The 20,506-nt window shown below is 61.3% G+C and carries 23 protein-coding genes; 6 read left to right on the forward strand and 17 right to left on the reverse strand.

The genetic code is table 11. From position 1 onward, the window contains the following. Positions 1-16: 16 nt before the first annotated feature. From lptE to TK42_RS18765, 4 genes are all read left to right on the forward strand, one after another. Entirely contained in the window at positions 17-622 is a 606-nt protein-coding gene (gene lptE / locus TK42_RS18750; protein WP_032879303.1) for an LPS assembly lipoprotein LptE, read from the forward strand. Positions 623-661: 39 nt separating this feature from the next. After that, on the forward strand, positions 662-1,699 hold the full coding sequence (gene holA, locus TK42_RS18755) for a DNA polymerase III subunit delta (RefSeq protein WP_005791737.1): 1,038 nt from the start codon (positions 662-664) through the stop codon (positions 1,697-1,699). 214 nt (positions 1,700-1,913) lie between these two features. Beyond that, positions 1,914-2,078 carry an alternative ribosome rescue factor ArfA gene (arfA, locus tag TK42_RS18760; RefSeq protein WP_003176285.1) on the forward strand — a complete coding sequence of 55 codons (165 nt, stop codon included), beginning with the start codon at positions 1,914-1,916 and terminating at the stop codon, positions 2,076-2,078. Between the two features lie 62 nt (positions 2,079-2,140). After that, a complete protein-coding gene (locus TK42_RS18765) occupies positions 2,141-3,466 on the forward strand; it encodes a lytic murein transglycosylase (RefSeq protein WP_032879301.1) in 1,326 nt (441 codons plus the stop codon). Between the two features lie 68 nt (positions 3,467-3,534). On the opposite strand, the gene TK42_RS18770 is transcribed toward TK42_RS18765, so the two are convergent. The 13 genes from TK42_RS18770 to TK42_RS18830 form a co-directional block, all read right to left on the reverse strand. Beyond that, positions 3,535-4,455: an LD-carboxypeptidase gene (locus tag TK42_RS18770; RefSeq protein ID WP_103734856.1), complete on the reverse strand. Its 921-nt coding sequence runs from the start codon at positions 4,453-4,455 to the stop codon at positions 3,535-3,537. Positions 4,456-4,608: 153 nt separating this feature from the next. Then, positions 4,609-5,610 (reverse strand): lipoyl synthase, encoded by a 1,002-nt coding sequence (gene lipA / locus TK42_RS18775; RefSeq protein ID WP_164699560.1) that lies wholly within the window; start codon positions 5,608-5,610, stop codon positions 4,609-4,611. Positions 5,611-5,635: 25 nt separating this feature from the next. Then, positions 5,636-6,283, reverse strand: coding sequence for a lipoyl(octanoyl) transferase LipB (lipB, locus tag TK42_RS18780; RefSeq protein WP_032879294.1), 648 nt, complete (start codon positions 6,281-6,283; stop codon positions 5,636-5,638). Then, complete coding sequence (locus TK42_RS18785) at positions 6,283-6,564, reverse strand: DUF493 domain-containing protein (RefSeq protein ID WP_005791752.1); 282 nt, start codon at positions 6,562-6,564, stop codon at positions 6,283-6,285. The genes lipB and TK42_RS18785 overlap by 1 nt, the downstream gene beginning before the upstream one ends. A gap of 85 nt (positions 6,565-6,649) precedes the next feature. After that, a complete protein-coding gene (locus TK42_RS18790; protein WP_005791754.1) occupies positions 6,650-7,807 on the reverse strand; it encodes a D-alanyl-D-alanine carboxypeptidase family protein in 1,158 nt (385 codons plus the stop codon). Positions 7,808-7,987: 180 nt separating this feature from the next. Continuing rightward, positions 7,988-8,992 carry a septal ring lytic transglycosylase RlpA family protein gene (locus TK42_RS18795; RefSeq protein ID WP_103734857.1) on the reverse strand — a complete coding sequence of 335 codons (1,005 nt, stop codon included), beginning with the start codon at positions 8,990-8,992 and terminating at the stop codon, positions 7,988-7,990. After that, complete coding sequence (mltB, locus tag TK42_RS18800; RefSeq protein WP_005791758.1) at positions 8,992-10,002, reverse strand: lytic murein transglycosylase B; 1,011 nt, start codon at positions 10,000-10,002, stop codon at positions 8,992-8,994. The genes TK42_RS18795 and mltB overlap by 1 nt, the downstream gene beginning before the upstream one ends. 17 nt (positions 10,003-10,019) lie before the next feature. Then, positions 10,020-11,123 carry a rod shape-determining protein RodA gene (rodA, locus tag TK42_RS18805; RefSeq protein WP_050549432.1) on the reverse strand — a complete coding sequence of 368 codons (1,104 nt, stop codon included), beginning with the start codon at positions 11,121-11,123 and terminating at the stop codon, positions 10,020-10,022. Between the two features lie 31 nt (positions 11,124-11,154). Then, on the reverse strand, positions 11,155-13,053 hold the full coding sequence (mrdA, locus tag TK42_RS18810; RefSeq protein WP_103734858.1) for a penicillin-binding protein 2: 1,899 nt from the start codon (positions 13,051-13,053) through the stop codon (positions 11,155-11,157). Between the two features lie 15 nt (positions 13,054-13,068). Next, complete coding sequence (gene rlmH / locus TK42_RS18815) at positions 13,069-13,536, reverse strand: 23S rRNA (pseudouridine(1915)-N(3))-methyltransferase RlmH (RefSeq protein ID WP_003176297.1); 468 nt, start codon at positions 13,534-13,536, stop codon at positions 13,069-13,071. Positions 13,537-13,545: 9 nt separating this feature from the next. After that, the gene (gene rsfS / locus TK42_RS18820) at positions 13,546-14,040 is read right to left on the reverse strand and encodes a ribosome silencing factor (protein ID WP_003176298.1); all 495 of its coding nucleotides are present in this window, start codon (positions 14,038-14,040) and stop codon (positions 13,546-13,548) included. A gap of 66 nt (positions 14,041-14,106) precedes the next feature. Then, a complete protein-coding gene (nadD, locus tag TK42_RS18825) occupies positions 14,107-14,751 on the reverse strand; it encodes a nicotinate-nucleotide adenylyltransferase (protein WP_032879289.1) in 645 nt (214 codons plus the stop codon). Continuing rightward, entirely contained in the window at positions 14,751-16,016 is a 1,266-nt protein-coding gene (locus TK42_RS18830) for a glutamate-5-semialdehyde dehydrogenase (RefSeq protein WP_103734859.1), read from the reverse strand. Before TK42_RS18830 ends, nadD begins: the two co-directional genes overlap by 1 nt. A 174-nt stretch (positions 16,017-16,190) precedes the next feature. Between TK42_RS18830 and TK42_RS18835 the strand changes: the two genes are divergently transcribed. Then, positions 16,191-16,874: a DNA-3-methyladenine glycosylase gene (locus TK42_RS18835; RefSeq protein WP_103734860.1), complete on the forward strand. Its 684-nt coding sequence runs from the start codon at positions 16,191-16,193 to the stop codon at positions 16,872-16,874. Positions 16,875-17,015: 141 nt separating this feature from the next. Beyond that, positions 17,016-18,332 (forward strand): bifunctional DedA family/phosphatase PAP2 family protein, encoded by a 1,317-nt coding sequence (locus TK42_RS18840; RefSeq protein ID WP_032879286.1) that lies wholly within the window; start codon positions 17,016-17,018, stop codon positions 18,330-18,332. On the opposite strand, the gene TK42_RS18845 is transcribed toward TK42_RS18840, so the two are convergent. From TK42_RS18845 to TK42_RS18860, 4 genes are all read right to left on the reverse strand, one after another. Further along, a complete protein-coding gene (locus TK42_RS18845; protein WP_032881203.1) occupies positions 18,326-18,541 on the reverse strand; it encodes a hypothetical protein in 216 nt (71 codons plus the stop codon). The two genes, TK42_RS18840 and TK42_RS18845, sit on opposite strands and share 7 nt — an antisense overlap. 100 nt (positions 18,542-18,641) lie before the next feature. Beyond that, entirely contained in the window at positions 18,642-19,232 is a 591-nt protein-coding gene (locus TK42_RS18850; protein ID WP_103734861.1) for an LON peptidase substrate-binding domain-containing protein, read from the reverse strand. A 22-nt stretch (positions 19,233-19,254) separates the two neighbouring features. Next, complete coding sequence (locus tag TK42_RS18855; RefSeq protein ID WP_103734862.1) at positions 19,255-19,971, reverse strand: LrgB family protein; 717 nt, start codon at positions 19,969-19,971, stop codon at positions 19,255-19,257. Continuing rightward, a complete protein-coding gene (locus tag TK42_RS18860; protein ID WP_005791782.1) occupies positions 19,968-20,321 on the reverse strand; it encodes a CidA/LrgA family protein in 354 nt (117 codons plus the stop codon). The genes TK42_RS18855 and TK42_RS18860 overlap by 4 nt, the downstream gene beginning before the upstream one ends. Positions 20,322-20,506: the final 185 nt, after the last annotated feature.

A 20,506-nucleotide genomic window follows, 5' to 3' on the forward strand; every position in this document is an offset into this window, starting at 1 on the left:
CAAGGGGAGCAACAAAATGATCAAACGCAATCTGCTGGTTATGGGCCTTGCCGTGCTGCTGAGCGCTTGCGGCTTCCAGCTGCGCGGCACCGGCACCAACGAGCTGTCGCTCAAGGAACTCGACGTCAGCGCCCGCAACGCCTATGGCGAAACCGTCACCCAGCTGCGCCAGACCCTGGAGAACAGCGGCGTGCACGTGTACAACGGCGCGACCTACAAACTGATCCTGACGGACGAGAAAGAAACCCAGCGCAATATCAGCTACGCCAGTGCCGGCCGTGCGTCCGATGTGGAGTTGAACACTGCGCTCTACTTCGAAGTACAGGGTCGCGATCAGTTGCCGCTGATGGGTGACAAGATCCAGGTGCAGAAAGTCGTGAGCCACGATGGCAATAACCTGGTGGGTTCGGACTCCGAGACCCTCCAGGTGCGCAAGGAAATGCGTCGTGAGCTGATCCAGCGCATGATGACTCGCCTGCAAATGCTGACCCCGGAAAAACTCGCCGCCCTGCAGCAAACCGCCGACAACAAGGCCAAGGCTGACGCCGATGCCCTGAAAGCCGCGCAAGAGTATGAAGACAACACGCCGAAACAATCGCCTGTTGAAGTTCCTGTCGAGTAAGCCAGACGGGGCGCCCCTGGCGCCCCGTTCGCCCTGCCTATGAAACTCGCCCCCGCCCAACTCGCCAAACACCTGCAAGGTGGCCTTGCGCCTGTCTATATCGTCAGCGGTGATGACCCGCTGCTGTGCCAGGAAGCGGCCGACGCTATCCGCACTGCCGCGCGCCAGCAAGGTTTCGATGAACGTCAGGTATTCAGTGCTGACGCCAGTTTCGACTGGGGTACCCTGCTGCAAGCCGGCGCGAGCATGTCGCTGTTTGCCGAAAAGCGCCTGCTGGAGCTGCGCCTGCCCTCGGGCAAGCCCGGCGACAAAGGTGCGGCGGCGCTGATGGAGTACTGCTCGCGCCCTGCCGAAGACACCGTGCTGCTGATCAGCCTGCCCAAGCTCGACGGCAGCGCGCAGAAAACCAAGTGGGGCAAGGCACTGGTAGAAGGTGCGCAAACCCAGTTCATCCAGATCTGGCCTGTGGACAGCAACCAGTTGCCGCAGTGGATTCGTCAGCGCCTGTCACAATCGGGGCTGGCGGCGACACAAGATGCCGTGGAGCTGATCGCCGCCCGGGTCGAGGGCAACCTGCTTGCCGCCGCCCAGGAGATCGAAAAGCTCAAGCTGATGGCCGAGGATGGGCAGATCACCGTCGAAACCGTACAAGGCGCAGTGGCCGATAGCGCTCGCTTTGATGTGTTCGGCCTAGTCGATGCGATCCTCAACGGTGAGCCCGCCCACGCGCTGCGTATGCTTGAAGGCTTGCGTGGCGAAGGGGTGGAACCGCCGGTGATCCTCTGGGCCCTGGCCCGGGAGCTGCGAGTACTGGCGAATATCGCCTTGCAATACAGCCAGGGCACACCGCTGGACAAATGCTTCAGCCAGGCCAGGCCACCGGTGTGGGACAAGCGCAAACCGCTGATGAGCAAAGCCCTGCAACGGCACTCGGCGCAACGCTGGGCGCAACTGTTGCTGGAAGCGCAGCGCATCGATGCGCAGATCAAGGGCCAGGCAGCCGGCTCGCCGTGGATGAGCCTGAGCCGTTTGTCGCTATTGATGGCCGGCCAGCGCCTCACCCTGCCAGCCGAATAACCCTCTCTTGAAAACACCATAGATCCAATGTGGGAGGGGGCTTGCTCCCGATGGCAGTGTGTCAGGAATTTATGTTTCACTGATGTACCGCTATCGGGAGCAAGCCCCCTCCCACATTTGACCTGCGTACCTTTCCTACACTTCGCGGGGCTTTACAGCCGCTCAACTTAGGCAGATTATTTGCCCGCTCCACCACCCACAGAGACTAGACACCATGAGCAAAAAGCCATCCAAGCATGGCCCCAACAAGGCCAAATCCATCATCGCCCAGCCACTGTTCCGCAGCCGTCAGGAACGCGCCGGCAAGGGCAAAGGCAGCTACCGCCGCGAAGCCTTCCAGTCTAATAGCTGGGAGGCTTCTTACTTTCTGGCTGCCTGAAGGCAAGCGCCCCTCTGGCATGATAAGGTCTGTACCTGATTTGTAACCCCCTGGACCTGTGCATGCCCTCTAGTCTTTCTCGTCGTTGGCACCTACGCCAATTGATCGCTGCCTCCAGCCTCATTCTGCTTGTCGCCTGCGCGGAAAAACCTACCGCCGCGGACGCTCAGCCCCTGCCCAAGCTCCAGACGGCACCGGCTATCGCACCGGCTGTGGTTGCCCCCTTGGCAGTGGATAATCTTGATATCCAACCGACCCAGACCTTTGCCGAATGGCAGGCTGGCTTCCGTGCGCAAGCGCTGCAAGCCGGGATCACTGCGGCTGTGTTCGATAACGCTTTTGCCGGCGTCACCCCTGATATGGCGGTGATTCGCGCCGACCGCAGCCAACCGGAATTTTCCCGCCCGGTGTGGGAATACCTCGACGGCGCCCTGTCACCGGTGCGCGTGCGCAATGGTCAGGCGCTGCTGGTCAAATACGCTGATATTCTGCAAAGCATCGAACAGCGCTATGGCGTCGACCGCCAGGCACTGGTCTCGGTGTGGGGCATGGAGAGCAACTTCGGCGCGTTCCAGGGCAATAATTCGGTGATCCGCTCCCTGGCCACCCTGGCCTATGAAGGCCGTCGCCCGGCCTTTGCCCAGGCGCAGCTGCTGGCAGCGCTGCAGATCATCCAGCATGGTGATATTCAAGCCGACCAGATGAAAGGTTCCTGGGCCGGTGCGATGGGCCAGACGCAGTTTATCCCGACCACCTATAACACCCATGCGGTGGACTTTGACGGTGATGGTCGTCGCGATATCTGGAACAGCCCGTCCGACGCCCTCGCCTCCACGGCGCATTACCTGCAAAGCTCCGGGTGGCAGAAAGGCCAGCCATGGGGCGTTGAAGTGCAGCCGCTGCCGTCGGGCTTCGACTACAGCCTGGCCGATGGCGGCGTGCGCAAGACCGTGGCGCAATGGCTGCAACTGGGCATCCAACTCCCCCCTGGCGTGAGCCTGCCGGCCAATGTCGACCAGTTGTCCGCCGCCCTGCTGTTACCGGCTGGCTACCGTGGCCCGGCATTCCTGGTATTGGATAACTTCCGCGCAATCCTCAAGTACAACAATTCGTCGTCCTATGCGCTGGCGGTTGGCCTATTGTCGGAGCGATTTGGCGGCGGCGGTGTGATTCGTGGCAGTTGGCCCAAAGATGAGCTGCCGCTGAGCCGCTCCCAGCGTATCGACCTGCAAACGGCACTCAGCGCCAAAGGCTATGACGCCGGTAACCCGGATGGGATTATCGGCGCCAATACGCGCAAGGCGATTCGCGCGGCGCAGCAGGCGTTGGGCTGGCCGGCGGATGGGTATCCGACGGTGAAGTTGCTGGAATCGCTGCAAGGCCGGTAAATAGTTGTATGGCGACTACCACAATCGGGGGCAAGCCCCCGATTGCGGTTTAGCAGACTGTAAAAAACTCAGGGGTTGAACACTACATCCTGCTCCAACACCACCCGCCGCTCCCCCGCATCCAAGCGCACCAAAGCACCCATCGGCAACGTCAGGTTGGGGTCGCAATGCCCACTGCGCCAGCCAGCCAGCACCGGAACGCACAGGGGTTCGAAGGTCTGCTTCAGCAACCGCTCCAGCGCACCGTTATCCACACCCGCCACATCCCCTACCAGCACACCGGCGACCTGGGCCAGCTTGCCGGCCAGGCGCAGGTGAGTCAGCAGGCGGTCGATACGATAAAGCGGCTCGTTGACGTCCTCGATAAACAGGATGATGCCTTCGGCGTCTATTTCATACGGCGTGCCCATTGTTGCAGCAATCATCGACAGATTACCGCCCAGCAAGCGCCCACAGGCAATGCCTGGCTCGATCGTGGTCAATGGGTAGGCCACCGGGTGCGCAAGCACACTGCCGGCGCCCAGTTGGCCACGCAGCAGGCTGAACAGGGAGGATTCGGTTGGCTGTTGCTTATCGCCCAGCAGGTCGGCATTGAGCATCGGCCCGTGGAATGTGACAAAGCCGGCGTAACGGTTGATCGCCAGGTGCAAGGCGGTGATATCGCTGTAACCCACGAATGGTTTGGGGTTGGCACGCAGCAGGTCGTAGTCCAGCGCGTCGAGCAAGCGTGGCGTGCCGTAGCCGCCGCGCAGGCAGAAGATGGCATCGACGTCGGGATTGGCGAAGGCGGCGTGCAGGTCGCGCAGGCGCACTTCATCGCTGCCGGCCAGGTAGCCGTCGCGCTCGTATACACCGGGGTAAATGCGCAGGTCGTAACCGCGGGCACGCATCCATTGCCCGGCTTTTTCAACGTCCAGCGCGGCAGGGCCAGCGGGGGCGATCAGGCCGATGGTGCCTTCGGGGCGCAGTGCAGGTACGGCGGCGGTCATCTATGGTTCTCCCTATATGACGCAGAACGAAATGTGGGAGCTGGCTTGCCTGCGATGCAAGCGCCTCGGTGTATCAGTGACACCGAGGTGATGCTATCGCAGGCAAGCCAGCTCCCACACAAGCCAGCATTTCACATTGATTCTGGGGGCGGCTTACGAAACCAGGCTTGCCTTGACCAGCTTGGCCTGCTCGTCGGCGTGGTACGAAGAACGCACCAACGGGCCCGACGCCACGTTCTTGAAGCCCATCTTGTAACCTTCCTCGGCGAACCAGGCGAAGGTGTCCGGGTGCACGAAACGCTGCACCGGCAAATGGCTGCGCGATGGTTGCAGGTACTGGCCAAGGGTCAGCATGTCGATGTCGTGTTCGCGCATGCGCTTCATGACTTCGATGACTTCTTCGTCGGTCTCGCCCAGGCCCAGCATCAAGCCGGATTTGGTCGGGATGTGCGGCATCATCTGCTTGAATTTCTGCAGCAGGGTCAGCGACCACTGGTAGTCCGAACCCGGACGCGCAGCCTTGTACAGGCGCGGCACGGTTTCCAGGTTGTGGTTGAACACATCTGGCGGCTCGGCGGCGGTGATTTCCAGAGCCACGTCCATACGGCCACGGTAGTCCGGCACCAGGGTTTCGAGCATCACGTTGGGTGACAGCTTGCGGATCTCACGGATGCAGTCGGCGAAGTGCTGGGCACCGCCGTCGCGCAGGTCGTCACGGTCGACCGACGTGATCACCACGTACTTGAGTTTCAGGTCGGCGATGGCGATGGCCAGGCTTTGCGGCTCGTTGACGTCCAGAGGTTTCGGACGGCCGTGGCCTACGTCGCAGAATGGGCAACGACGGGTGCAGATGTCGCCCATGATCATGAACGTGGCGGTGCCGCCAGAGAAGCATTCACCCAGGTTCGGGCAGGACGCTTCTTCGCATACGCTGTGCAGTTTGTGTTTGCGCAGCAGGGACTTGATACGGTCGACTTCCGGCGAAACCGGGATGCGCACGCGAATCCAGTCGGGTTTCTTCGGCAGTTCGGTAGTCGGGATGATCTTGACCGGGATGCGTGCAACCTTCTCGGCGCCGCGCAGCTTAACGCCGGCTTCCACCTTGGCACGCGGGGCCGGGGCTGGACGCTCAGTGATGTCCAGCGTCGGGATCATGGTTTGCACAACATCAGTAGTCATATCAATCGATTCCGCCCGTCAGGGTCGTCTGCTCTGCATAGTCGAGGTGTTTGACGAGCTGCGCGCGCAGCCGGGCACTAACCTCGGCAAATTTAATCGGTGTGGCATGATCGCTCAGTTGGGTCATCGCCAGCCCGGCATAACCGCACGGGTTGATCCGCCGGAACGGCGCCAGGTCCATGTCCACGTTCAAGGCCAGGCCATGAAAGGAACAACCGTGGCGAATACGCAGCCCCAGGGAGGCGATTTTCGCGCCGTCTACATACACACCGGGTGCATCGGGCTTGGCCGCGGCGGTCACGCCATAACTGGCCAGCAGCTCGATCAGGCAAGCCTCCATGCGGCTGACCAGGTCGCGCACGCCAAAACCCAGCTTGCGCACATCCAGCAACAGGTAAGCCACCAATTGCCCTGGGCCATGGTAAGTCACTTGGCCACCCCGGTCGACCTGCACCACCGGAATATCACCCGGAAGCAACAGATGCTCGGCCTTGCCGGCCTGCCCCTGGGTGAATACCGGCGGGTGTTCCACCAGCCAGATTTCATCCGGAGCCGAGGTGCCGCGCTCGTTGGTAAAGCGCTGCATGGCATGCCAGACCGGCTCGTAGGCCATCTGGCCGAGCTCGCGAAAGCCCAGAACGTGCGACATCACAGCACCATGTGCACGAAGCCGGTGGCCCGCAGTTCGCTGTTGATGTTGTAGAGCTGGTCCTGATCGGTCGCAACGATGTGCAACTGAATCGTGGTGTACTTGCCGGTGGAGCTTTGACGCTCGTCCACGCGGTTGTCGTTGATCGTCGCGTGTTTCCTGACGATTTCGAGAATCTTGTCCTTGCGGCCGACACCGGTATCGCTGATCACCTTGACGGGATAATCCGTCACAGGGAATTCGATCTTTGGCGCCTTTACTTCTACGTCTTTATCGGTCATGGCAGAACAGCCTCGTAAGCGCTAAGCCGTGGCGACGGGCAAAGCCCCGCGCTGGATCAACGCGGGGCTTTGCAGGTGCACACAATCAGTTGAACAAGCCGTAGAAGAATAGACGGATGCTATCCCATACGCGGCGGAAGATACCACCTTCCTCGACAGCGTCCAGCGCGATCAGGTCGGCGCTATGCACCACCTTGTCGTCCAGCTTGACTTCGACTTTACCGATCACGTCGCCCTTGGCGATTGGGGCGACCAATTGCGGGTTCAGGGTCATGCTGGCGGCGAGCTTTTTCAGCTGGCCTTTAGGCATGGTCAGGGTCAGGTCGTCAGCCAGGCCGGCCTTGACTTGGGAGGTGGCGCCTTTCCATACCGGCGCGGTCGCAAGCTCGGCACCCTTCTGGTAGAAGGTCTGGGTTTCGAAGAAGCGGAAGCCGTAGGTCAGCAGTTTTTGCGTCTCGGCCGCACGGGCCTGTTCGCTGTTGGTGCCGAATACCACGGCGATCAGGCGCTGGCCATCACGCACAGCGGACGACACCATGCAGTAACCGGCTTCGTCGGTGTGGCCGGTTTTCAGGCCGTCGACGGTCTTGTCGCGCCACAGCAGCAGGTTGCGGTTAGGCTGCTTGATGTTGTTCCAGAAGAACTCCTTCTGGGAGTAGATCGCGTAGTGCACCGGGTCAACGCGGATGATCGCGCGCGCCAGGATCGCCATGTCGTGAGCCGACGAATAGTGCTCTGGGTTCGGCAGGCCGGTCGGGTTCATGAAGTGGCTGTTGGTCATGCCCAGGTCGGCGGCAGTCTTGTTCATCACGTCGGCGAACGCATCTTCGCTGCCGGCGATGTGCTCGGCCAGGGCGACGCTGGCGTCGTTGCCGGACTGGATGATGATGCCGTGCAACAGGTCACTGACGGTGACTTGCGAGCCGACCTTGATGAACATCCGCGAACCACCGGTACGCCAGGCGTTTTCGCTGACGGTGACCGGATCGTTCTCGCCGATCTGGCCGCGACGGATTTCCAGGGTCGCGATATAGGCAGTCATCAGCTTGGTCAGGCTGGCTGGCGGCAGGCGTACATCACCGCCGTTTTCGACCAGCACGTTGCCACTGGCGGCGTCCATGAGGACCCACGACTTGGCGGCCAGTTGCGGGGAGGCCGGCACCATTTCAACCGCCCAGGCGGCCGGGGTGATGATCAGCGAGATAAGCAGGCACGTGCGTTTGGCTAAGGTGGTGATGTTCATCCGTCTCTCGAAATTGCTTATGGAAACTTGCCCTCGCGGGCAAAACTATTCAGACAGCCCGCTTCCAGACTGTCACGTGTTCGGTTGCCCGCTCACCCCTTGCCCCTGGGTTTTTATTGTTCAACGAGCCAACAACCTGGACTCAAGCGCGCAGGCGCACCTGAGCCATCAATCCGTTACTTATTCTGCGGTGACCACACTGGGTTGCCCCAGGTTGGCCAGGCGGACGCTGTTCTGCACTTGCGCCACTTCACTTGGCGAACCGATCGGGCCCATGCGTACACGGTGCAACGTTTGCTGGTTACGCACGATGGAACTGATGAAGACCGGCGCGCTGACCATACCGCTGAGCTTGGACCTTAACAGTTCTGCCGCATCCGGGTTGGCGAAAGCGCCGACCTGAAGGTATTGCCCGCCCGCCATCGAGGCGCCCGGTGCTGCGTGAGGGACGACGACGGTATCCGGAGCATGTTGCGCCGGCGGCGGCGTCCACTGCTCGATCTTGCCGGTCGAGGCCGTCACTTGCGGTTGGGGGGTTGCCGGTTCGTTAAGCATCAACGGCGCCGGCTTGCCACGCTGGGCCCAATACTGCGCCGGGTCGATGCCCTCGACTTTCACCCGTGCAGTGCCGGTTTCGGCGTAGCCAAGCTTCTTGGCCGCGGCGTAGGACAAGTCGATGATCCGGTCCGAATAGAACGGCCCGCGGTCGTTGACCCGCAGGATTACCGTACGGTTGTTGTCCAGGTTGGTAACGCGAACATAGCTGGGAAGCGGCAGGGTCTTGTGGGCCGCGCTCATGCCGTACAGGTCATACACTTCGCCGTTGGCGGTGTTCTGGCCATGAAACTTGGTGCCGTACCAGGACGCGGTGCCGGACTGCACGTAGGTCTTGGATTCCTGCAGCGGGAAGTAATTCTTGCCCAGCACGGTGTAGGGGTTGGCCTTGTAGGGGCCGGTGTGCAGGGTCGGCGTGGCATCCGGGATTTTCGAGACATCCACATCCCACCACGGCGCGCCATCTTTGTGCGCACGGTTGATGTCCAGGCCCGGCTGGGCGCGCACCACCGTGCCGCCGGCCTTCTTGGCAGGCGCACGGTTAGGGGTGGTGGAGCAACTGGCAACCAGCAAGGACAACGCGGCGAACGCCACCAGCTTGAGCGGTTTTTTGAACGGCGATACCCGCATTACTTGTTGCCCCGTGCTTGAACCAGCTCATCTGACAGCTGATGCACGGCCATGGCGTACATCACACTGCGGTTATAACGCGTGATTGCGTAGAAATTCTTCAGGCCCATCCAGTATTCCGGGCCGTTTGCACCTTCCAGGCGGAATGCCGTCACCGGCATGTCGTCGCGTGGCGCATTCTGACTCGACCAGCCCAGCGCTCGCAACTCCCCGACGGTCTTGACCGGCTCGATACCCTGGGTCAAGCCTTCATCGGCGCGCTCACCTGTGACATCGGCGCGGATAACCACCGGTTCGCCGCCAACCCAGCCGTGACGCTTGAAGTAGCTGGCCACGCTGCCGATGGCGTCGTCGGGGTTGCTCCAGATATTGATATGGCCGTCGCCGTCAAAGTCCACCGCATAGGCGCGAAAGCTGCTCGGCATGAACTGCGGCAAGCCCATCGCGCCGGCGTACGAGCCCTTGAGTGTCATCGGGTCGACCTGTTCTTCGCGGGCCAGCAGCAGGAATTCGCGCAGCTCCTTGCGGAAGAATTCGGCTCGCGGCGGGTAATCGAAGCCCAGGGTCGACAAGGCGTCGATCACCCGGTAGCTGCCGGTATTGCGGCCGTAGAACGTTTCAATGCCGATGATCGAGACGATGACCTGGGCCGGCACGCCGTATTCCTGCTCGGCGCGGGCCAGGACGGCTTCATGCTGGCGCCAGAAGTCCACGCCGCGGGCAATACGTGCGTCAGTAAGGAACATCGGGCGATATTCCTTCCACTGCTTCACGCGTTCGGCGGGGCGGGAAATGGCGTCGAGGATCGCCTGCTTTTTCTGGGCTTCGCGGAACACGCCCATCAGTTGCTCGCCGGCAAAACCGTAGTCGCGGGTCATCTCACCGACAAATTCGGCGACCTGGGGTGAACCATCGTAGTCACCGGCCTGCGCCTCTTGCGTTGCCCCCAGCAGCCCAATCAGGCCCATCCAGGTCGCATGCCGAGTCGCCCAGCCGCGCATTACTTGCATTGACATCTTCACCTTATTCAAACCTGTGCGATCCACTTGCGATGCGTATGAATCGACATCAAAACCCCAAACGCTGACAGCAATGTCACCAGCGAAGTTCCGCCGTAGCTAATGAATGGCAACGGCACCCCAACCACCGGCAGCAGGCCACTGACCATACCGATGTTGACGAAAACGTAAACAAAAAAAGTCATGGTCAGGCTGCCGGCAAGCAATTTACCGAACAGCGTCTGCGCCTGGGCGGTAATCACCAGGCCGCGACCAATCAACAGCAGATAGATCAACAATAAGGCGCAAATGCCCACCAGGCCGAACTCTTCGCCCATCACCGCGATGATGAAGTCGGTATGACTTTCGGGCAAGAAGTCCAGATGGGACTGGGTGCCCAGCAACCAGCCTTTGCCGAATACGCCGCCGGAACCGATGGCCGCCTTGGACTGGATGATGTTCCAGCCGGTGCCCAACGGGTCGCTCTCCGGGTCGAGGAACGTCAGGATCCGTTGCTTCTGATAGTCGTGCATGAAGAAGAACCACATGGCCACGGCCACGGGGACGGCAGCGGCCAGCACGCTGAGGATCCAGCGCCAGCGCAAGCCGCCCATAAACAGCACGAACGCGCCACCGGCCAGAATCAGCAATGAGGTGCCAAGGTCAGGCTGGCGCACGATCAGAATAAACGGCACACCGATTAGAAGCAGGCTGATCACCACGTGCTTGAGCTGTGGCGGCAAGGTGCGCTTGGACAAGTACCAGGCGATGGTGGCCGGCATCAGGATCTTCATGAATTCCGACGGTTGGAAGCGAATCACCCCGGGAATGTTGATCCAGCGCGTGGCTCCCATGGCGTTATGGCCCATGACATCCACCACCACCAGCAGCAACACGCCGGCGACATACCCCAGCGGCACCCAACGCGCCATGAAGCGTGGTTCAAGCTGGGCGATCACCACCATCGACAACAGGCCCAGGCCAAACGAGGACGCCTGTTTGATCAGCAGGTCCCAGTTCTTGCCGCTGGCCGAATACAGCACGAACAGGCTGCCGGCCGCCAAGGTCAGCAGCAGGATCAGCAGGGGGCCATCAATGTGCATGCGTTGCAGCAACGTCGCACGGCGACGCATCACATCCTCGCTGGAGAGGATGCGGTCAAAATTACTCTTCACGGGCCGTAACCTCGGGGCTTGATGGGGGGCCGCCATATTCGGGCTTGAGCTTGCCATCCTCGGCCAACAGCCAGGCATCCATGATCTGCCGCACCACGGGCGCCGCGACGCCAGAGCCGGACTCACCGTTCTCGACCATCACCGAGACCACGATTTTCGGGTCGTCAGCCGGGGCGAAGCCGACAAACAAGGCGTGGTCGCGGTGACGCTCCTGAACCTTGGAACGGTCATATTTTTCGCCCTGCTTGATCGCGACCACCTGGGCCGTACCACTCTTGCCGGCGATGCGGTATTGCGCGCCGGCTGCCGCCTTGCGTGCGGTACCCCGTGCGCCGTGCATGACTTGCTGCATGCCGTGGTTGACCTTGGCCCAGTCCGACGGGTCGCGCAGCACAATATCGGGAATCGGGTTGTCGTCTACCGGCTTTTCGCCTTCGATGGTCTTGGCCAGGTGCGGCCGATTCCAGATGCCTTTATTGGCCACCAGCGCCGTGGCCTGGGCCAGTTGCAGCGGCGTGGCCTGCATATAGCCCTGGCCGATCCCCAGGATCAGGGTTTCACCCGGGAACCATGCCTGACGGCGCGTCGCACGCTTCCATTCCCGCGACGGCATCAGGCCGGGAGACTCTTCGAACATGTCCAGAGAGACTTTCTGACCGAGGCCGAACTTGCCCATGTAGGCAGACAGGCGATCGATCCCCAGCTTGTGGGCCAGGTCGTAAAAATAGGTGTCGTTGGAGCGCATGATCGCGGTGTCCAGGTCGACATAGCCGTCACCGGAGCGGTTCCAGTTACGGTATTTGTGATCATAGTTGGGCAGCATGTAGTAGCCGGGGTCATAGACCCGACTGGAGGCCGTGACCACGCCGGAATCCAGGCCGGCGATCGCCACCGCCGGCTTGATGGTCGAACCCGGTGGATACAGGCCGCGCAATACGCGGTTGAACAGCGGTCGATCGATGGAGTCGCGCAGCTCGGCGTAGGCCTTGAAGCTGATGCCGGTGACGAACAGGTTAGGGTCGAAACTCGGCTGACTGACCATCGCCAGCACTTCGCCAGTTTTCGGGTCCAGCGCCACCACGGCGCCACGCCGGCCACCCAGGGCCATCTCGGCCGCTTCCTGCAACTTGATGTCCAGGCTCAGCACAATGTCCTTGCCCGGTATCGGGTCGGTGCGCTTGAGCACGCGCAAGACGCGGCCGCGGGCGTTGGTCTCGACTTCTTCGTAACCCACCTGGCCGTGCAGCTCGGGCTCGTAGAAACGCTCGATGCCGGTCTTGCCGATATGATGGGTGCCGCTGTAATTGACCGGGTCGAGGGTTTTAAGCTCTTTCTCGTTGATCCGCCCCATATAGCCGACCGAGTGGGCAAAGTGCGCCCCCTGCGGATAGTGGCGCACCAACTGCGCCACCACTTCCACACCCGGCAGACGGAACTGGTTCACGGCGATTCGGGCGATCTGCTCTTCGGTCAGCTCGAACAGGATCGGCACCGGCTCGAACGGCCGGCGCCCCTGCTTCATGCGTTTCTCGAAGATCACACGGTCTTCCGGCGTCAGTTGCAGCACCTCGACAATCACATCGAGCACCTGCTGCCAGTCGCCGGAACGCTCACGGGTCATGCTCAGGCTGAAGCTGGGGCGGTTATCCGCGACCACCACGCCATTGCGGTCGAAGATCAGCCCACGGGTCGGCGGAATCGGCTGCACATGCACCCGGTTGTTTTCCGACAGCGTGGAGTGATAGTCGTGCTGGATCACCTGCAGGAAATACAGACGCGCAATCAGCACGCACATCAACGCCACCACCAAAATCGCACCGAACACCACCCGCGCGCGTACCAGACGTGCGTCTTTCTCGTGGTCCTTGATGCGGATCGGCTGGGTCATCGGGGGCAGCGCAGACTATTTGTGGTAAGGGTGCCCGGACAGAACTGTCCAGGCGCGATACAGCTGTTCACCGATCAGAATCCTTACCAACGGGTGCGGCAATGTCAGCGCCGACAACGACCAGCGCTGATCGGCTCGCGCGCAGACTTCCGGCGCAAGCCCCTCGGGGCCACCGACCATGAAGTTGACCGTACGCGAATCCAGGCGCCAGCGATCCAGTTCCACCGCCAACTGCTCGGTGCTCCAGGGCTTGCCGTGCACTTCGAGAGTGACGATACGCTCGTTGGGGCCGACCTTGGCCAGCATGGCTTCGCCTTCCTGGCGAATAAAGCGCGCCACATCGGCGTTCTTGCCCCGGGTATTGAGCGGTATTTCCACCAGTTCAAGCGACAGCTCAGCGGGCAGACGCTTGGCATACTCGTGCCAGCCTTCTTCCACCCACTTGGGCATGCGTGAACCGACAGCGATCAGACGCAGGCGCACAGCCGTTCCTTATTCCTGGTCTTTGTTGAGCTTGTCGAAGTGCGCGTGGCCCACTTCCGGGCTGTGGTGCTTGCCATCGGCGGCACGGCTCTGCTCGGCGCCTTTCCACAGACGTTCCAGGTCGTAGAACTGGCGGGCGTTGGAGGTCATCATGTGAACGATCACATCGTCCATGTCCAGCAGTACCCAGTCGCTGTCGCCCTTGCCTTCCTCACCCAGAGGCTTCACGCCCTGGGCTTTGACGGCTTCGCGAACCTTGTCGAGCATCGCGCCGATCTGGCGGTTGGAGGTACCGGTGGCGATGATCATGAAGTCGGTGATGCTTTGCTTGTCGCGTACGTCCAGCACCTGGATGTCCTGGGCCTTAACGTCTTCCAGGGCGGCCACGGCCACTTTCACCAGCTCTTCGCCAGCCAATTCCGGGCCCACGTGGGCTTCAACCGGCAGCGGTGCGCTTTTGAAGGTGCCTTTGCGCTTAACTTTGCTTACGTCTTTGTTCGTCATATAAAACTCGTTTTGCTCGTATGTTCGGGCGCTTGCTGCACGGTTCGTGCGTTCAAGCGCGCCTTTTCAGTTCGACGCACGGTAAAGCCCGTGCGCATCGATGTAGGCCAGGACCGCGTCAGGCACCAGGAAACGTACCGACTTACCGCTGGCCAGCAGTTGACGGATCTGGGTGGCGGACACCGCAAGCGGGGTCTGCCAGACGAATGCAATATTCCCGTTCGGCCCGGTCAGGGCCAAGGGGTCACTTACCGACCGCGCGGCCAGCAGGTTGCGCAAGGCATCCGGCGGTTCGCTGTCGGCATCCGGGCGTTGCAAAACCAGGATGTGGCAATGCTGGAGGAGCTCCTCCCAGCGGTGCCAAGAGGGCAGGCCGCAAAATGCGTCCCAGCCCAAAAGCAGAAACAACTGGTCATCTGCGGCCATCTCGGCGCGCATCAGCTCCAGGGTGTCGACAGTGTAGGACGGTTTATCGCGCTTGAGCTCGCGGTCGTCCACCATCAACGGCTGTATGCCCTCTACGGCCACCTGCACCATTTCCAGGCGCTGTTGCGCTGACACCTGCGGCGTATCGCGATGCGGCGGCCGAAAATTGGGCAGCAGCCGCACCTCGTCCAGCGCCAGGGCATCGGCGACTTCCAGGGCACTGCGCAAATGGCCGATGTGCACGGGGTCGAAAGTACCGCCGAGCAGCCCGATGCGTTTAGCCATCAAGTGCGCACATGACCGTCGCCGAACACTACGTACTTCTCGCTGGTCAGCCCTTCAAGGCCAACCGGGCCGCGTGCATGGAGCTTGTCGGTGGAGATACCGATCTCCGCCCCCAGGCCATACTCGAAGCCGTCGGCAAAACGTGTCGAGGCGTTGATCATCACCGAAGCGGAGTCCACTTCATTGAGGAAACGCCGGGCATCGCTGAAATGCTCGGAAACAATGGCGTCGGTGTGCTTGGAGCCGTATTTATTGATGTGTTCGATGGCCTGATCCAGGTCGTCGACGATGCGAATCGACAGGATCGGCGCCGTGTATTCGGTGTACCAGTCTTGTTCAGTCGCTTCGATCACATCGCTGCCGAGCAGTGCACGGGTACGCTCGCAGCCACGCAGTTCCACGCCCTTGTCACGGTAGATGGCAGCCAGCGGCGGCAGCACGCGCTCGGCAATGCCGGCGTGCACCAGCAGGGTTTCCATGGTGTTGCACGGCGCGTAGCGGTGGGTCTTGGCGTTGTCGGCAATGCGAATCGCCTTGTCGAGGTCGGCGGCGATGTCGATGAAGACGTGGCACACGCCGTCCAGGTGCTTGATGACTGGCACCTTGGCATCGCGGCTGACGCGCTCGATCAGGCTCTTGCCGCCACGGGGCACAATCACGTCGACGAATTCCGGCATGGTGATCAACGCGCCCACAGCCGCGCGGTCGGTGGTTTCCACCACTTGCACCACTTCAGCTGGCAACTCGGCCACGGCCAGGCCTTGCTGGATGCAGGCGGCGATAGCACGGTTGGAATTGATCGCCTCGGAGCCGCCTCGCAGGATGGTAGCGTTGCCCGACTTCAGGCACAGGCTCGCGGCGTCGATGGTCACGTTCGGACGCGACTCGTAGATGATGCCGATCACACCCAGCGGCACGCGCATCTTGCCGACCTGGATACCGGACGGCAGGTAGCGCATGTCGCGGATTTCACCGATGGGGTCAGGCAGCTTGGCCACCTGACGCAGGCCTTCGATCATGTCGTCGATACGTGCCGGGGTCAGTGCCAGGCGATCCAGCAAGGCAGGTTCCAGGCCATTGGCGCGACCGTTGGCCAAGTCCAGTTCATTGGCAGCGGTCAACTCGGAGCGCGAAGCATCCAGAGCATCGGCAGCCGCCAGCAGCGCACGGTTCTTCTGCGCAGTGCTCGCACGGGCGATCAACCGCGAGGCCTGACGGGCAGCGCGACCCAGGTGGGTCATGTAGTCAAGAACGGACTCAGTCATGGTCAGGGAGTCTTGGCAAAGAGGAAAGCGGCAGATTATAGCTGTGACGCCGCTCGACTGACAGCGGTGAGGGGCGGATGGTCGAAATGAACTGTAAAAACCCGGGGTTCAGCGGTAATTAAGGTGAGAGTTGTTATTATTCCGTCACATTTAGCCGTAATAACCCTGAACGCCATGCCCGGACTTAACGCCCCACTCCCCGCAAGCGCCCTGCCCGACGGCTTCTTCGACCGCGATGCACAACTGCTCGCGCAAGAACTGTTGGGGAAAATCATTCGCCACCGTGTCGGTGATCTCTGGCTTTCGGCGCGAATTATTGAAACCGAAGCCTATTACGTGGCCGAAAAAGGCAGCCATGCGTCGCTGGGCTACACAGAAAAGCGTAAGGCTTTGTTTCTGGATGGCGGTCATATCTATATGTACTACGCCAGGGGCGGTGATTCCCTGAACTTCAGCGCCCACGGCCCGGGGAATGCCGTGCTGATCAAGTCGGCTTACCCGTGGGTCGATGAAATCTGCGGGCCGGCGAGCCTGGCGCAAATGCTGTTGAACAACCCCAACCCCGACGGCAGCCCGCGCCCGGCGCAGAAGCTGTGCGCCGGGCAGACCCTGTTGTGCAAGGCACTGGGCCTGAAAGTGCCGATGTGGGACGCCAAGCGCTTCGATCAGGAACTGCTGTATGTCGAAGATGTGGGCCAGGTGCCCACACAGATTATCCAGACCACCCGGCTGGGCATTCCCAGCGGGCGCGATGAACACTTGATGTACCGCTTCGTCGATGCCGGCTATGCGCCGTATTGCACGCGGAACCCGCTGCGCCGCGGGCAGGTCGAAGGCCGCGATTATTTTTTGATCTAACGGGCGACACATCCCATGTGGGAGCTGGCTTGCCTGCGATAGCGGTGGGCCAGGCAACTTCCATGCTGGCCATGCCGCAGCCATCGCGGGCAAGCCAGCTCCCACAGTGGAAATTCACCGTCTCATTATGGAGTGGATTGTATGGGCCAATGGCTCGATAGCATCACCGGCTGGCTGACCCTGAACCCGCAATGGCTGGCAGCCGCGGTGTTTATTGTCGCGTGCGTGGAGTGCCTGGCCATTGCCGGGCTGATCGTGCCGGGCACGGTATTGCTGTTTGCGATTGCCGCACTGGCCGGCAGCGGTGCGTTGTCACTGAGTGAAACCCTGCTGCTGGGCTTCCTCGGCGGTCTATTGGGCGACGGGGTTTCCTACTACCTGGGCCGACATTTCCATCAGAACATCCGGCGCTTGCCGGGCCTGCGACATCATCCGGAATGGATGAATGGCGCAGAAACCTACTTCCACAAGTACGGAATCGCCAGCTTGCTGGTCGGGCGCTTCATCGGGCCATTGCGCCCCATGCTGCCGATGGTCGCCGGTATGTGCGACATGCCGTTCCCGCGCTTTGCGATCGTCAGCCTGATCGCCGCCGCCGGTTGGTCAGTGGCGTATCTGCTGCCGGGCTGGGCAGCCGGTGCCGCGTTCCGCCTGCCCTTGCCGGAAGGTTTCTGGCCGGAAGCGGCGATTGTCGCGGCGTGCCTGGCGGCGCTATTGGGATTGAGTTTGAACAGCAGCCTGCGCGCCCATCGTCGCGCAACGTTGTGGATCGGTTGTGCCAGCCTGACCCTGCTGATCGCGCTGTTTATCGGCTACCCGCATCTCAATGACTTCGATCAGGGCCTGAGCGCCCTGGTGCAGGAGCATCGCAGCCCGTGGCTGGATGAGGTGATGGTGCGGATCACGCAATTGGGCGAGTTCAAGAAAATGTTCGTCGCCAGCGCGGTGTTCACCGCCCTGTTGTTTGTGGCCCGGCAATGGCGCCACGCGCTGTTTGTGGGAGCGACCCTGGCAGGCGCGGCGGTGATCAACACCGGCACCAAGCTGTTTTTTGCCCGCGGCCGCCCGGAGATTCTGACCGACCCGTTGACCAGTTTCAGTATGCCCAGCGGCCATGCCTCCGGCGCTTTTGCGTTCTTCCTGGCGCTCGCGGTATTGGCCGGTCGCGGCCAACCCACGCGGTTGCGCCTGACCTGGATGCTGCTGGGCTGCATACCCGCCGCATTCATTGCTCTGTCGCGGGTGTACCTGGGCGCTCACTGGCCCAGCGACATCCTCGCAGGCACGCTACTGGCCATGACGGTGTGTGCGTTCAGCCTGACCGTGATCCAGTACCGCAGCCCGCTGCCGGCAATGACGCAAAAAGCCTGGTGGCTGGTATTGCCGGCGGTGGTGGCGGTGCTCGGCTTCATTGCATTCACCGGCACCTCCCATGCATTGCTCAGGTACGCCTACTGACCCTTGGCCGGGCCAATCCAGTCCACTGAAGCAGAGCGACGCTCCACGCAACGCTCGCGTCGCTCCAGCAGCATCTCGTCGGCAATGTCGGCGGCGCGCTCTGCGATGTACTCTGCGCCCCGGGTGGCGTCCTGCTGGAGCAATTGCGTGGTCACGCTGACAAAATACGTGTCCCAGGCGACTTGTTCCGATGGTGTCAGACGAATCATGGTCATCCCCGATCATTATGGTGTGATCGGAAAATATTGCAGGCGCCGCGCCTGAAATGACGTAGCAAAATCCGAAAGCAACCGCAGAAAATTCTGTATCTCAGGTGAACAACTCACCCTGCAATTCATCCAGCAACATCTGAATGGCATCCAGCCGCTGCTGCGGATCGTCAATTCGCAGCAAGTCGACCTTATCGGCGTCGGTAAACGGCAGCAGGTACGCCAGTTGGTTGCCGAGGGCCTGCTGGCTTTCGGCATGGGCGTTCATCTCCAGCGAAGCCACCATCGGGTGCTCCGCCAGGGCCTCCAGCAGCGCCAGCAAGTCGGCGTCCTCTTCTTCCAGAGGCCGATCCGGCATCTCCTCCAACCATTTAACCTCGGCCACCAGCAATTGATCTTTCTGCACCGTGACGTCTAGTACGCGGAAACGCCGGCCACCCTCGACACGAATCCCCAGCAGGCCATTGTCCTGCTGTTTGAAGTCGCGAATAAACGCTTCGCAGCCGATCAGCGCGTAGCCGTCCGGGGCTATGCCCACTTCCTGGTCATTGAAGATACACACCACACCAAAGCTTTCGCCCTTTTTCATGCAGCGGCTGATCATGTCCAGGTAGCGCGCCTCAAATATCTGCAGGTCGAGGGTGCAGCCTGGGAACAGCACAGTGTTGAGTGGGAACAGCGTCAGACTCATAACGGTTTCCTTAAAACCCGGGTTAAACAATTACCGACACGGCCAACGGCAGAAACACCGCCGTCGCCACGCCCATCAGGCTCATGGCCAGCGCCGCAAAGGCGCCGCACTCTTCGCTTTCCTGCAGGGCCACCGAGGTGCCGACCGCATGGGCGGTCATGCCCAGCGCCATGCCCCGCGCTTCAGGGCTGTGCACGCCCAGGCGCGACAGATACGCCGGGCCGATCATCGCGCCGACCACCCCGGTGATCAGTACAAACACTGCCGCCAATGCCGCCACGCCACCAATCTGTTCGGCGACCAGCATGGCAATCGGCGACGTCACCGACTTGGGTGCCATGGTCATCAGCACCCTGTGTTCGGCACCGAACCACCACCCCAACAGCATACACAAGCCGGTAGCCAGCACCCCGCCTACCACCAGCGTAGTAAAAATCGGCCAGAACAATTGGCGAATCCGCCGCAGGTTGAGATAAAGCGGTACCGCCAATGCCACCGTTGCAGGCCCCAGCAGGATCCCCATGATCTCGGTGCTTTCGCGGTACTCGGCGTAACTCAGGCCACAGGCGAGCAACACACCGATCACCAGCAACATCGACACCAGCACCGGTTGCAGGAAGATCCAGCGGGTTTTCTCGTACCCCGCCAGCACCAACTGATAGGCGCCCAGGGTGATACCGATGCCGAACAACGGATGATGAATGACCGCCGTCCAGGCGCCCTGCCAGTCAAGCATCATTGGTCCTTCTCCTTGCGCCTGACCATCTGCTGCATCAGCACACCGACAAAGCCCATGGCGATCACCAGCGACAACACCAGCGCCCCGACGATAGCCCAGAAGTCCGCGACAATGTCCTTGGCGTAGACCATCACTCCCACGGCGGGCGGCACCAACAGCAACGGCAGATAACGCAACAGGCTGCCGGCCGCCAGGCTCAGCGGCTCGCCGACTTCACCGCGCCAGACCAGAAAGCCCAGCATCAACAGCAGCCCGATGATCGGCCCCGGCAGTACCGGCAACAGCAAATGATTGATCGCCGTACCGATCAATTGAAACAGCACCAGCCAAGTCAGGCCACGTAACAGCATCCCGCTCTCTCCCCCTCAAAGCCCATGCGCATTATAAGCACGCCCGCCCTATGCCCAGGCATTCGCCAAAAGCATGTTGGGTTGACCGGGCCATTTGCCCATGATGATCTACATTGGTTCTCTGTATCCCATATAAAACCCCTTATCAACGGGGGGATAAAAATGATGAACCCAGGAGAGACGCA

It is taken from the genome of Pseudomonas sp. GZJR-8 (assembly GCF_002916705.1).
In the GTDB taxonomy this organism is placed as follows: Bacteria; Pseudomonadota; Gammaproteobacteria; order Pseudomonadales; family Pseudomonadaceae; genus Aquipseudomonas; species Aquipseudomonas synxantha_A.

Coding starts and splice junctions, on each gene's coding strand:
- TK42_RS18835 (WP_103734860.1), top strand. CDS start 16,191: ATGCCCGGACTTAACGCCCCACTCCCCGCAAGCGCCCTGCCCGACGGC.
- TK42_RS18770 (WP_103734856.1), bottom strand. CDS start 4,455: ATGACCGCCGCCGTACCTGCACTGCGCCCCGAAGGCACCATCGGCCTG.
- nadD (WP_032879289.1), bottom strand. CDS start 14,751: ATGGCTAAACGCATCGGGCTGCTCGGCGGTACTTTCGACCCCGTGCAC.
- TK42_RS18765 (WP_032879301.1), top strand. CDS start 2,141: ATGCCCTCTAGTCTTTCTCGTCGTTGGCACCTACGCCAATTGATCGCT.
- mrdA (WP_103734858.1), bottom strand. CDS start 13,053: ATGACCCAGCCGATCCGCATCAAGGACCACGAGAAAGACGCACGTCTG.
- mltB (WP_005791758.1), bottom strand. CDS start 10,002: ATGCAAGTAATGCGCGGCTGGGCGACTCGGCATGCGACCTGGATGGGC.
- lipA (WP_164699560.1), bottom strand. CDS start 5,610: ATGATCCCGACGCTGGACATCACTGAGCGTCCAGCCCCGGCCCCGCGT.
- rodA (WP_050549432.1), bottom strand. CDS start 11,123: ATGCGTCGCCGTGCGACGTTGCTGCAACGCATGCACATTGATGGCCCC.
- TK42_RS18845 (WP_032881203.1), bottom strand. CDS start 18,541: ATGATTCGTCTGACACCATCGGAACAAGTCGCCTGGGACACGTATTTT.
- TK42_RS18830 (WP_103734859.1), bottom strand. CDS start 16,016: ATGACTGAGTCCGTTCTTGACTACATGACCCACCTGGGTCGCGCTGCC.
- TK42_RS18855 (WP_103734862.1), bottom strand. CDS start 19,971: ATGATGCTTGACTGGCAGGGCGCCTGGACGGCGGTCATTCATCATCCG.
- TK42_RS18795 (WP_103734857.1), bottom strand. CDS start 8,992: ATGCGGGTATCGCCGTTCAAAAAACCGCTCAAGCTGGTGGCGTTCGCC.
- TK42_RS18860 (WP_005791782.1), bottom strand. CDS start 20,321: ATGCTGTTACGTGGCCTGACTTGGCTGGTGCTGTTTCAATTGATCGGT.
- holA (WP_005791737.1), top strand. CDS start 662: ATGAAACTCGCCCCCGCCCAACTCGCCAAACACCTGCAAGGTGGCCTT.
- TK42_RS18790 (WP_005791754.1), bottom strand. CDS start 7,807: ATGAACATCACCACCTTAGCCAAACGCACGTGCCTGCTTATCTCGCTG.
- arfA (WP_003176285.1), top strand. CDS start 1,914: ATGAGCAAAAAGCCATCCAAGCATGGCCCCAACAAGGCCAAATCCATC.
- lptE (WP_032879303.1), top strand. CDS start 17: ATGATCAAACGCAATCTGCTGGTTATGGGCCTTGCCGTGCTGCTGAGC.
- TK42_RS18850 (WP_103734861.1), bottom strand. CDS start 19,232: ATGAGTCTGACGCTGTTCCCACTCAACACTGTGCTGTTCCCAGGCTGC.
- TK42_RS18840 (WP_032879286.1), top strand. CDS start 17,016: ATGGGCCAATGGCTCGATAGCATCACCGGCTGGCTGACCCTGAACCCG.
- rsfS (WP_003176298.1), bottom strand. CDS start 14,040: ATGACGAACAAAGACGTAAGCAAAGTTAAGCGCAAAGGCACCTTCAAA.
- TK42_RS18785 (WP_005791752.1), bottom strand. CDS start 6,564: ATGACCGATAAAGACGTAGAAGTAAAGGCGCCAAAGATCGAATTCCCT.
- lipB (WP_032879294.1), bottom strand. CDS start 6,283: ATGTCGCACGTTCTGGGCTTTCGCGAGCTCGGCCAGATGGCCTACGAG.